This is a genomic window from Streptomyces sp. NPDC058240, from assembly GCF_042882135.1.
Classification (GTDB): domain Bacteria; phylum Actinomycetota; class Actinomycetes; order Streptomycetales; family Streptomycetaceae; genus Streptomyces.
This window is the reverse complement of record NZ_JBHVWT010000095.1, coordinates 1-10,579: the sequence shown is the minus strand read 5'-3', so window position 1 is coordinate 10,579 and position 10,579 is coordinate 1. Positions and strand designations below refer to the sequence as shown.

Annotated in this window: 8 protein-coding genes and 2 pseudogenes; 5 read left to right on the top strand and 5 right to left on the bottom strand. The window is 69.3% G+C overall.

Features of this window, described 5'->3' with window-relative positions; all coding sequences use genetic code 11:
- Positions 1-610 precede the first annotated feature (610 nt).
- A complete protein-coding gene (locus ACFVX4_RS40765) occupies positions 611-1,390 on the top strand; it encodes a HEAT repeat domain-containing protein (protein ID WP_389988173.1) in 780 nt (259 codons plus the stop codon).
- A gap of 563 nt (positions 1,391-1,953) precedes the next feature.
- Here ACFVX4_RS40765 and ACFVX4_RS40760 read toward each other — a convergent pair.
- Positions 1,954-2,274, bottom strand: coding sequence for a hypothetical protein (locus tag ACFVX4_RS40760; protein ID WP_389988170.1), 321 nt, complete (start codon positions 2,272-2,274; stop codon positions 1,954-1,956).
- 339 nt (positions 2,275-2,613) lie between these two features.
- Here ACFVX4_RS40760 and ACFVX4_RS40755 point away from each other — a divergent pair, with 339 nt between their 5' ends.
- Entirely contained in the window at positions 2,614-3,225 is a 612-nt protein-coding gene (locus ACFVX4_RS40755) for a TetR/AcrR family transcriptional regulator (RefSeq protein WP_266811446.1), read from the top strand.
- Here the strand turns inward: ACFVX4_RS40755 and ACFVX4_RS40750 are convergent.
- From ACFVX4_RS40750 to ACFVX4_RS40740, 3 genes are read right to left on the bottom strand one after another with little or no spacing between them, the layout of a single operon-like run.
- Entirely contained in the window at positions 3,189-4,328 is a 1,140-nt protein-coding gene (locus tag ACFVX4_RS40750; RefSeq protein ID WP_389988167.1) for a nitrilase-related carbon-nitrogen hydrolase, read from the bottom strand. The two genes, ACFVX4_RS40755 and ACFVX4_RS40750, sit on opposite strands and share 37 nt — an antisense overlap.
- Positions 4,325-5,686 carry an ArgE/DapE family deacylase gene (locus ACFVX4_RS40745; RefSeq protein WP_389988164.1) on the bottom strand — a complete coding sequence of 454 codons (1,362 nt, stop codon included), beginning with the start codon at positions 5,684-5,686 and terminating at the stop codon, positions 4,325-4,327. The genes ACFVX4_RS40750 and ACFVX4_RS40745 overlap by 4 nt, the downstream gene beginning before the upstream one ends.
- A 2-nt stretch (positions 5,687-5,688) precedes the next feature.
- Entirely contained in the window at positions 5,689-7,470 is a 1,782-nt protein-coding gene (locus ACFVX4_RS40740) for an amidohydrolase (RefSeq protein WP_389988161.1), read from the bottom strand.
- Between the two features lie 223 nt (positions 7,471-7,693).
- Here ACFVX4_RS40740 and ACFVX4_RS40735 point away from each other — a divergent pair, with 223 nt between their 5' ends.
- The 3 genes and pseudogenes from ACFVX4_RS40735 to ACFVX4_RS40725 all read left to right on the top strand — a co-directional run.
- Positions 7,694-8,329, top strand: coding sequence for a response regulator transcription factor (locus ACFVX4_RS40735; RefSeq protein WP_389988158.1), 636 nt, complete (start codon positions 7,694-7,696; stop codon positions 8,327-8,329).
- Positions 8,330-8,817: 488 nt separating this feature from the next.
- A complete protein-coding gene (locus ACFVX4_RS40730; protein ID WP_389988155.1) occupies positions 8,818-9,111 on the top strand; it encodes a hypothetical protein in 294 nt (97 codons plus the stop codon).
- Between the two features lie 288 nt (positions 9,112-9,399).
- Positions 9,400-10,035, top strand: a pseudogene (locus ACFVX4_RS40725) (IS6 family transposase); the annotation flags it as partial.
- A gap of 260 nt (positions 10,036-10,295) precedes the next feature.
- Here ACFVX4_RS40725 and ACFVX4_RS40720 read toward each other — a convergent pair.
- Positions 10,296-10,484 (bottom strand): annotated as a pseudogene (locus ACFVX4_RS40720) (IS630 family transposase); the annotation flags it as partial.
- Between the last annotated feature and the right edge of the window lie 95 nt (positions 10,485-10,579).

The following is a 10,579-nucleotide window of genomic DNA, read 5'->3' as shown; positions in this document are numbered from 1 at the left end:
ACCGGGCTCTACCGACTGGCCACCAACCTCCTTGACCACCACCGGTACCCGGCATCCGACCTGGTCAGCCTGTATCACGAGCGATGGGAAGTGGAATCCGCCTACTTCGCGATCAAGAAGTCGATGCTGGGCCGACGGGTCCTGCGCTAAGACCTGGGCCGGCATCGCCCAGGAGGTCTACTCCCTGCTGAGTGCCTACCAGGTCCTGCGGATCGCGATCGCCGACGCCACCGAAACCACACCCGGAGCGGACCCGGACCGGGGCAGTTTCAGCGTCGCGCTCCGATGCGCCCGCGACCAGATCGTCCAGGCCGCGGGCATCATCGCCGACACCGTGATCGACCTCGTCGGAACGATCGGCCGTGCCGTCCTGGACCAGCTCATGCCCGCCCGTCGCCTCCGCATCAGCCCCCGCGCAGTGAAACGCCCACTGTCCCGATACGCGTACAAAAGCCTCAAGGTCGACCGACACACCTACACAGCCACCCTCAGCATCAACATCTTGACGCCGACGATCAGTCCGTAACTTCACGGCCTTGGCCTAACGGTCCGCGGCGGGCACGGCGCGATCCTCACAAACCTGGAATGGGCCTTCCGCATTCTGACGCCCGTGGACGAGCTAGTGGTCAGGGCCGTGGCACGGCGCGACCCGGACCATGTCGACTGGTCGTCCGCCCGGTGGGTCCTCAGTGAACGCCGCAGCAAGGAGACGTGGTCGGCCGTCACGGCGTACCGCCACAACCCGGATCCGGCGCACCGCCGGTTCGTCCTCGACGTCCTCCACTGGTACCTCCTGTTGCCGTCGAGTTGGCGGAACTCCTACGAGAAGGAGACGGCGGAACTGCTCGTCGCCTGGGCGACAGATGGGGAGGACGACCCCGGCGTCCTCGCCGAGGTGCTCCGCGTCCTGAGCGAGACGGAGCACCGGAAATCGAAGGCCGCGGGACTGCGGCACGCCGGCCACCCGGACCCGCGTGTCCGTGCCCAGGTCCCCGACCTCCTGCTCAGCTCGAGTACCCCGCCCCCTCCCCTCGACGCGGCGGCTCGCGCCGCCCTGATATCGCTCGCCGGGGACGAGGATTGGGGAGTTCGTGCCGGAGCCGGTCGGGCACTGATCGCGGCCCACGACGGCAGCCCCGACTTCACGGACGTTATTGTCGGGCTGCTCCGGGATCCGGTGGCTGATGTGCGCGCCTGTACCGCGGAGGCCGTCGCGGACAGCGTGGACCGTACCGTGGCGGTCGCGCGGACAGCGTGGACCGTACCGTGGCGGTCGCCGACGCTCTTGTGGCCCTGCTCGACGAGGACGACTTCGGGACGCGGCTCAACGCCGCCTACGGTCTCCTACGGCGGGACCACCCGCGCACCGGGGAGGCGATCGAACGGGTAGGCCCGCTCTCCCGCCCCGGCTTCGAGCACGACCACCGTCTCTCCGCGTTCTGGAGGCGGAAGTGGGACCGCGAGGACCATTCCGCCGCCGAATGATGCCGACGCCCCGAAGCTGAACGGTCAGCCGTACGACCTGTTCGCCGAAGTCCTTGACGTTTTGGCCGAGGGCGACATGCGGGTCACCCTGGCGTTGTCTCTGCGGTAGCGGGCCCCCCGCCAGCAGGTGAACAATACAAAGGGCTCACTCCCTCCCGCAGAACAAGGGAGGGAAACGCTCAGCCGCCGGCTCAAGCGCTCACCCGCCATATAGAGCGCTCAGTCACAGCTGAGCCGAAGCACGGTAGGTGTCACCTGCGGCGTCGGTTGACCTGCGGCTTCGACCGGGCGAAGCACGATGGTTGTCACCGGGACGGCACGCCGTCTGTCACCAGCAGCGCGCAAAGCACAATCGGTGTCACCGCCTCCGACGCTCCGCCAAATCGCCCGAGCTGCCCCATAGCCCCGACGGATGGAAGCTGCGTCAGAACCCGTGTGCCGGGACATGACGGAAGTCGCTTCAACCGGTCACAAACCCGTGACGTCCCTGGCCCTTTTCAGCACAGAGCCGAGCGCGTCCACCGCGGCGTCGTGCCGCCTCGCGCGCGCCGCCCGGTCCGCCGGCACCAGCCGCGCGGCGGCCTGCACGGCATAGGCGTCCGGGGCGCCAAAAGCAGTCCGCGGGTGCTCTCCCGTATCCGAGCAGTGCGTCGTGACGTCCTTGACCGCCTGGAGCACCACTGCCCGGTCCACGCCCGGCTGCATGGCCAGCCGTACCTGGAAACGCGCCATCCACTTCTCGCGGTCCTTATCCCTCGCCGCGTCCGTTGTCCCGTCCTTCTTCGCCACGTGCCCTCCCGGGAAATCGGCAGCCGTCTGTCATAGAACTGGACGCCGGGGCATCGAGGTGGGTTGCACAAACGAGAAGCCGGCCCACCACGGCCTGACCCCAGGCCCGAAACGCAAGCCCACCACACCCCGACGCCCCATCAGACACTCACACACCCAACAACGTGACAGCGCCCTCACCGGGCCTCCGCCACCGCATGCCTCGTGCGGACCGGGCGCGGGCCGGGCGAGGCCCGGAGGTCGGGGGCGGCGGTGCGCGAGCAGGGGTGGCGGTGAGCGGCGTCTCGTGGTCTCCTACCCGTCGCGGCCCCCGCCGGTCGCCCCGCGTACAGTGAGGCCATGCCCAACCCCGTCCGTGAGCCGCGCCTGGCCCGCGGCGCCGCCCGTCGCGAAGCCCTGCTCGACGCCACCGTGCGCCTGCTCGCCCGCGAGGGCGCCCGCGCCGTGACGCACCGGGCGGTCGCCGAGGAGGCGGGCACCACCCACGGGTCGGCACGGTACTACTTCGGCACCCGCGACCGGCTCCTCGACGAGGCCCTGCGCCGACTGGCCGCGCGTCAGATCGTCGAGGTACAGAACCGCCTGTCCCCCACGCCCGACGCCACACCGCACGCCCACGCCGCCCGCCTGGCGCACTACCTGGCCGGCGCCGTCGACGACGACCGGGACGCGTGCATCGCCCGCTACGAACTGTTCCTGGAGGTCGCCCGGCGCCCGCACCTGCGCCCCGCCCTCGACGCGTGGGGCGACGCGCAGCGCCGGGCGTTCGCGGTCGAGCTGGCCGCCGCGGGGGCCGACGACCCCGAAGGCGACGCCGCGCACCTGCTGACCCTGCTCAACGGGCTCATCCTGGAGCAACTGGCCGCTCCCGAGCCTGACTTCGAGCGCACCCGGCTGCGCCCGGCGATCGAGCGCTACCTGGTCGGACCAGGATCCGGCGGCGCGATGTAGCGGGCGCCGGGAAACGCGTGCGCCGGTGGCGTGTACGCGCCCCGCTCCACCAGCCGCCGGATGTTTGCGCGGTAGATCTTGTCCGCCTCGGCGTGCCGGACCGGTTCGTCCGTCAGCCACAGGTTGGCCGGATGGATCGGTTCGTCGTACATCCGCCGGAAGACCTCGGTGCGTAGGTCCTTGAGCCAGTTGCTGTTGAGATTCATCGTCCGGAACTGCCGCAACGCCTCGATGTCGACGATCCCGGACACGAAGGAGTTGTACCCGGAGACGGTGCGCCCGAGCACCGCCCCGTGGAAGTCGACGACGTGCGCGTTGCCGCCCGCGAAGTCGTACGGGTGGCGGGAGTCGGGCGTCGGATAGACCGGTCCGGCGTTCGGACAGACCAGGTACAGACTGTTGAAGTGGGCGTGCGCCCGGTTCTGCAGTAGCCAGGTGCCTCCGGGGTCGGGACCGGCCTGGGTCATTGGCACCGCCTCGCTGGGGCGGTACACCACCTCGGCGCCCTGGAGGGCCAACGCCCGCACCGCCTCCGGGTATTCGCCGTCACTACAGCAGATCGTGCCGAGGTTGCCGATGTCGTCGGTGCGCAGCACCGGGTAGAACGCGTCGATGCCGTCGCCGAAGAGTTCCACCCACCGGTCGTACACGTCGTGCGGTGTGCAGGAGCGTTCGCGGCACCATACGTGGTTCTTCGCCGCGCGGTGCACGATCTCGCCCGCCGGGGAGATGACGAACAGCGTGTTGAAGAACCGGTCGGGCAGGATCTCCGGCCAGCGCGCCTTGCACTGCGCGACGATGTAGGTGTCGTAGTGCCGGGCCAGCGCGGCCAGTCGCTCGGTCTCCGGACCGGGGATGTTGACGAACAGGTCGCGGGCCGCGGTGACGTGCGGGATGTCGAGGATCTCGTCCGCGAATCCGGTCAACGCGCCCTCGGCCAGCGCGATCAGCTTGACCGGCATGTTGATGCCGACGACGGACACCGCGGCGTGCACGGCCTCCTCGACGATGTCGAGGTTGTGCGCGATCTGGGCGCGCGAGGTGATGCTGCGGACCACCGTCGACAGGCCGACGGTCAGGTACGGTGCGACCGGCTCGCTCATGATCCGCACCAGTCCATCGCGGCCAACGCGTACGCGCGTGCGGCGCAGACGATCTCGTCCACCGCACAGCGCTCGTCGTACGCGTGCGCCATCGCGAGTTCGCCCGGCCCGAGGCCGACCGCGGGGACCCCGGCGGCGCACAGCCACGTGGAGTCGGCCGCGGAGGGAAACGCCGCCACCGGCGGGCGGCCCGCCAATGGTGTGTCGACGGCGGCGAGTTCACGGGCGTCGGTGACCGCGGCGCAGAGCGGATGGGTCGCGTCGACCCGCGAACCCGGATACCGCAACGGCCATTCCACCACCGGCGGATGCGCGCGCAGCCAGGGATCGGTGGCGGCGACGTGCGCGATGTGGCCCTCGATCTCCTTGCGCACGACCGCCTGGTCCTCCCCCGGCGGGTGGAACACCGCGTACACCATGCTCATCGAGTCGGGGATGAACGCCCCACTGCGCGAGTGGCGCGCGCCGCCGTCCACGACGCCGGGCGCGAGGGTGAAGTGTCCCGGTTCGAAGAGCGGATCGAACTTGGTCACCGCCCAGTCGCTCTCCAGCCGGCGCAGCGCCTGGTAGATCACGAATCCGCGGTCGATCGCGCTGGCCGCGACCGCCTCGGTCGTGCTGGGTCGGCACAACATCCGCCCGCGCATCGACGAGTGGGAGCTCTTGCCGGCCACCTCGATCCGCATCACCAGCAGGCCGGGGGTCGCGGCCATGACGGACAACGGCCAAGCCCCGCCGGTCGGTTCGGAGACGATGGCCCCGTCTGCGGTGTAGCCGCGGTCGAGCACCGCGGAGGTGCCGAGGTGGTTCTCCAGGTTCTCCTCGCCTACGACTGCCTGGAGGATCAGGTCACCGCGCAGGCGCACCCCGGCCTCATGCAGCGCGCGGGCCGCGAACGCCTGCGCGACCAGGCCGCTCTTCATGTCGACGGTGCCGCGACCGCGGATCCAGCCGTCCTCGACGACACCGTCGAACGGGTCGCCCGAGCGCCAGCCGGACGCGTCCCCGGGCGGGACCACATCGACGTGTCCGTTGAAGATCAGCGAACGCCCGCCCCCGGTACCGTGGATCACACCCACCGCGTTGTCGCGGCCGGGTTCAACGGCGAAGATGTCGGTCTCGGCGCCTGCTTCGGCGTAGACCTCGGCCAGCAGGCGCGAGACCTCCCCCTCGGCGCCGACCAGGTCGGCGTAGACCTCACCGGGGTAGGTCGGGGTGATGCTGGGGATCTGGACCGCGGCGGTGAGGGTGTCCAGCATCTCGCCGCGCAGTAGGTCGAGCCGGGTGAGCACCCGTTGGCGCGTGCTCGTTGCCGGGGACCCGGGCACGCCCCTGTCGTGGTTCAGGCTCTCGTCCATGGTCACGCTCCCGTCGATGCCGGCTCGTCGCCAACGGTCCGCAGGTCACCGGTGTCGTGTACGGTTCGCCCACCAAGCAGCGTGCGCAGCACCGTCGTGCCCGCGAGATCGTCCATGTCGCAGCGCAGCGGATCGCGGTCGACGATCGCGATGTCGGCGTGGTGGCCGGGGACCAGCGCGCCGATGTCCGACCAGCCGAGCACCTCGGCCGCACCGGTGGTCCACATCGCGAACGCCTCGGCGCGGGTGAGTACTTGATCCGGCCCGTCGTTGCGGTGGTCACTGCCCGCGAACTCGTGCGTCTGGGCGAGCTTGATCTGTTCCCAGGGGTTCTTCGGCCCCCAGTCGGTACCCCCTGCGAGGTCGAGGCCGGCGTCCAGGAGCCGCCTGAGTGGCGTCAGGTCACGCCACACGTGGGTGCCGATCCGCTCGCCGTACATCGTGCCCTTGCCCCACGCGAAGCCGACCGACGTGGTGACCTGGAAGCCGAGGGCACGATAGCGCCGCACCTGGGCCGGGGTGATGGTCATGGCGTGCTGAAGGATCCAGCGCCGGTCCCGGAAGTCGTGCTCGCGCACTACGCGTTCGGCGATCTCCAGGAACTCGTCGTGCTCGCGGAAGGCCCCCAGACACACGTTCGCGCGGATGCCGTGCTCGGCGCAGTGGCGGACGAACGCCTCCTCCTTGTCGAGGGTGATGAAGCGGGTACCGTGCGCCGGCCGGCCGAAGGGGTTCGTGTACGGCTCGTGGGTCGCGAAGTGACCGGAGAAGCACGGGCCGCCGGGGCTGAGGGTGAGGCCGTTGAACCGCAGCAGGTCGTCGTCGAGGTCGACGCAGTGGGCGCCGAGACGGTGCAGGCGCTCGGTGAACGCGTCGAGGCTCAGCGGATCGAACGGATAGAAGATGGCCGATTCCATGTCCCAGGTCGCCAGCACCCGGGCCGTGAGCGCGTCTGCGGCCCGCAGCCGGCGATAGACGTCGATGTGCTCGGGCTCCATTGCGTGTGCCTCGTAGAGCGCGGTCACGCCCTTGGCCGTGAAGCGGGCCATCTCGTCGATCGTGCCCTGAACCGCGTCGGCGGGGTCCAAACCGGGCAGCTTCATCAGGATCTGGCCCCAGAACGGGTCGTACGTGTAGTAGTTGGTGACCGGGCCGCGCAGGATGCCGGTCGGGTCACCGTGCTCGTCCTTGTCGATCTCGACGTCGCAGACCCGGTCCGGCAGGAAGCTGGCCAGCCCAACGGCGCGCAGTCCGGCGCTGTTGAACGCCACCACGGCGGGCATCTTGGGCGCCCACGCCTGGATCAGCACCGGGTGGTCGGCGGTGGCCCGATCCAGCGTGTGGCGGTCGGGCAGTCGTCGCTCCGCGAGATCCCGTTCGGAACGGCGGATGAAGTAGTGCGGCTCGCCGACCGGGGTGCACATGATCCAGCCGCCGGCCGGCGTGGTGGCGGCCCTGGCCCGGATCCGCTCGACGATGTCGGCGTGGTCGACGGCGTCGGTCAGGTCGACCAGGCCGCCCGCGAGCGCCCCGAAGTGCAGCACGTGCGGGTGAGTGTCGATCAGGCCGGGCACCACCCAGGCGCCCTCCGCTTCGATCCGGTGCGCGGCCGGACCCGCGAGGCTGAGCATGTCGTCGTCCGGCCCCGCAGCAAGTACCCGGCCGTGCTCCAGCACGACGGCCTCGGCTTCGGGGGAGGCCGGGTTTAGGGTGTGTACGCGTCCGCCGGTGATGATCGTCCTGGTCGTTGGCCCTGTGGCCGGCTCGGCCGTGGTCCCAGTCATTGCCTCGGGCATTCCCTTCCTCCGCTGCGACCGGTATTCCCGATCACCGAGGCGAAGCTATGCCAGTCCCTCGACCCCGAACATCATTCCAATGTATGAGATCGTGCCTGTTTCGCTTTCCTGGATTCCTGCTAGAATCGCGCAAATCCGCTTCGAGGTTGTGGCGACAACGATGCGACTTCTTCCCGAAAACGAAGACCCCTGGAGCTTCAAGACTGAGGCAATGACGTTCCTGGCGAACATGGTGAACTGCTCCGGAATCGTCTTCTACTCCGTCGACGCGCAACTGAACGCCGTCGATCACGCGTTCCACCGGATTCGGCCCGTCGAGAACCGGAGCTACACCGCGCACTACCACCGCCTCGACCCATTCCACCCGCGGCGCTTCGTCGGCCCCCGCCGACCCCTGGTGACCATGCGCGACCTGCCGGAGCGGTACGAGCGCGGCGAGTACTACCGGCGCTTCATGGCCCCGCTCGGGTTCCGCCACGAGACAGAGCTCTACCTTTACAGCGGCGCGCGGATCGTGGGCGGCCTGTCCCTGCTGCGGACTACGGAGCTGGGCGGGTTCACCCACTCCGACCTGGGCTTTCTCGACAAGGCCCACGCATTCCTGGAGCACACGTTCCAGGCCAGCCACTGCCCCGTCGAGACCGGGCCGCCGGTCGCCGCGTGGGGGCTCACCCCCCGCGAGCGCGATGTGGTCCGCCTGGTCTGCGAGGGCGCCGCGAACGCCGAGATCGGCGCCGCGCTGTTCATCAGCGTGACCACCGTCAAGACGCACGTGCAGCACGTCTTCGAGAAGGCGGGAGTCCGTTCCCGGACACAACTGATCGCGCGACTGCGGGACGACGGGTAGCGGTCGCTCACGCGCCGCGCGGGTCGGCGGGCGGATAAAGATTACTTCCCGTTCCCGCCGAACGAGTACACCGGGGGCGTATCGGCGTGGAATCCCCAAATGTTCGAGCGGGCGACATCGCGCATTACCGAGGTTGGACGGCGAAACGAAGTCCGTGTGAAATACGCGCCGTCCTGGAAATGGGCTCGTTCAAATCCGCGATGCCGCAGACCGAATTTCGGCCCGCCAATACCATAATCCGCGCATGTCGACGAATGACGCACGACGGAAAAAAGCGCACGCATACGACCGGTGGCGTTTCCGGTTCCCGCGCCTGCACCGAACGGTGGCCGGCCGGTGGGCACCACGATCGGGTCGCCCCGCCCCACAGGCGCCGCCCGGCACTCCCGCCCCCGTGTCGGTTCCACCTCCTCGCCTGCCTTCCCCCTCGGGGCGGCCTCCACTCGGACGGGTCGGCCGCGTCGTCCCCGACGGTACGGTCCGGCCCGATGGTGGCGAGCGTATCGCCGTTCCCCGGTTTTCTCCAGTCGGAGAAATTCGAGCACGTAGGCAGCGGCCCTGATCCTTACTTCACGCCGCACCTCGCCCGACCCGCACCAGTCCAGCGTCGCCACTGCGCCGGTCCCCCGGCCGGACCGAACACCAGGCCGCCGAGCACGAAAACCACGGCCCGGCAACCGTTCATCGGGCGCGCCCAGCTCGCCGTGTACCGGCGCCGCCTGCTGGAGCTGAGCGCCACCGTGACGACGCATCCGTACTGGGAGTCGCGCCGGACCTGGTGAAGGCCAGGATGCTGCTGCAGCACGCTCACGAGCCGGCCGGGGACGGGGCACCGTAGCCATGCCCGGCGGCACCCCCATATCCGACCTGGACAAGAACAAAGCCCTCGCCGAGTGGCTGCGATACCAGCTACGGCAGGTGGAGAACCGGGTGCGGGAGCTGGAGCGAGGGTCCTGCGGGGGCCTGTTGTTGAGTGCGAGAGCTACGGCCGCGAGCTCGTCGGTATCCCATCGCGACAGGTCGGGGCGTGGGAGGATCTTCGAGTTGATCATGGTGGAGGGGGACCGTCCGTGGGGAGCGCGTCGCCGTCGTACAAGGGGCACCGGTACCCGGTGGAGATCATCTCCCACTGCGTGTGGCTGCACTTCCGCTTCCCGCTCGGTTTCCGCGAGGTCGAGGAACTGATGCTCGAGCGCGGCGTGATCGTCTCCCACGAGACCGTCCGCCGCTGGTGCGCGAAGTTCGGCCAGGCCTACGCCAACGGCCTGCGCCGCCGGCGACCCCGGCCCGGCGACAAGTGGCACCTGGACGAGGTCTTCATCAAAATCAACGGAGAGCAGAAGTACCTGTGGCGAGCCGTCGACGCCGACGGCAACGTGCTCGACATCCTGGTCCAGAACCGGCGGGACACCGCTGCGGCCAGGCGCTTCTTCCGCCGCCTGCCGAAGACGACCTGCCCGGTGCCGCGGGTAGTCGTCACGGACAAGCTCCGCTCCTGCGGGGCGGCCCACCGCGAGGTGATGCCCTCGGTCGAGCACAGCTCCCACAAGGGCCCGAACAACCGGGCCGAGAACAGCCACCAGCCCACCCGCCAGCGCGAACGCCCGATGAAGGGATTCCGCAGCATCGGTGGAGCACAGCGGTTCCTGTCCGCGTTCAGCGGCATCTCACCCCACTTCCGGCCCCGCCACCACCTGATGACCGCCGCCCACTAACGCGCCGAGATGACCACCCGCTTCGCCATCTGGGACCAGATCACCGGCGCTGCAAGCCGGCCCACCACGGCCTGACCCCAGGCCCGAAACGCAAGCCCACCACACCCCGACGCCCCATCAGACACTCACACACCCAACAACGTGACAGCGCCGCCGGCACAGCTCGCCGTCTTGGGCGACCTGGTCCACACCCTGTCGGCCACCACAGCCGTGACGCACCTGCTAGTGTGATGCGCCAGAAATCCTGATGGTTAGTTCTGCTCTGTTTTCTGGCTGGTGGTTCCGACCTTGATGAGGTAGTCGGCGAGGGAGTTGAGGATCTCGTCGGCGGTCTTGGTCCAGGTGAAGGGCCGTGGGCTCTCGTTCCAGGTGTCGATCCACGCGGTGATGTCGTCCTCCAGGGCCTTCACGGACCTGTGGACGCCTCGGCGGATGAGCTTCGGAACCTGTCAAAGCGATCAAGGCAGGTAGATCGTTCTAACGCTGTGCTGGGATCAGCGGGCCGTCTGGTGCCGGCTGGTTGATCCAAGCCGCT